The following is a 492-nucleotide window of genomic DNA, read 5'->3' on the forward strand; positions in this document are numbered from 1 at the left end:
CGGTTTCGTCCGTGCCTGTCTGATCTGTATAACTCACCCGAACTGAAATAACCGCACCAACATCCGCCTGATCCAATGTATACGTTTCGGACGTTGCCCCCGCGATCTCTTCTGTGCCCCGCAGCCATTGGAAAGACAACTCTCCCAATCCATCCACATCCGTAAGGGCGACAAATGCCAATAGCGTTTCATTTTCGGCAGCGGTGCCGGCGATCGTAACAGACCCGGAGGGTGTGTTGTTCACATTGCTAACGGTCGATGTTTGTGCACTCGACACTGTTTCGGGATTGCCACGTTGGTCAGTATAGGAAACCCGCACCGAGATTTGCGCGCCGACGTCCGCCTGGCTCAAGGTGTAGGTCTCGAACAATGCGCCTCCGATGTCTTCCGTGCCACGAACCCATTGATAGGACAGGGGCCCAAGGCCATCTGTATCCGCCAAAGTTTGTCCGGCGGTCAGAATCTCACCTTCCGTCGCTGTACCAGTGATCG

General features: G+C 55.3%; 1 protein-coding gene. It reads right to left on the reverse strand.

What is annotated here, in order from left to right:
- Window positions 1-370 (reverse strand): hypothetical protein (locus Q4528_RS12675; RefSeq protein ID WP_303521818.1); only part of this gene is annotated, 370 nt, incomplete at its 3' end.
- Window positions 371-492: the final 122 nt, after the last annotated feature.

The sequence above is a fragment of the Staphylococcus pasteuri genome (assembly GCF_030547725.1).
GTDB lineage: Bacteria > Bacillota > Bacilli > Staphylococcales > Staphylococcaceae > Staphylococcus > Staphylococcus pasteuri.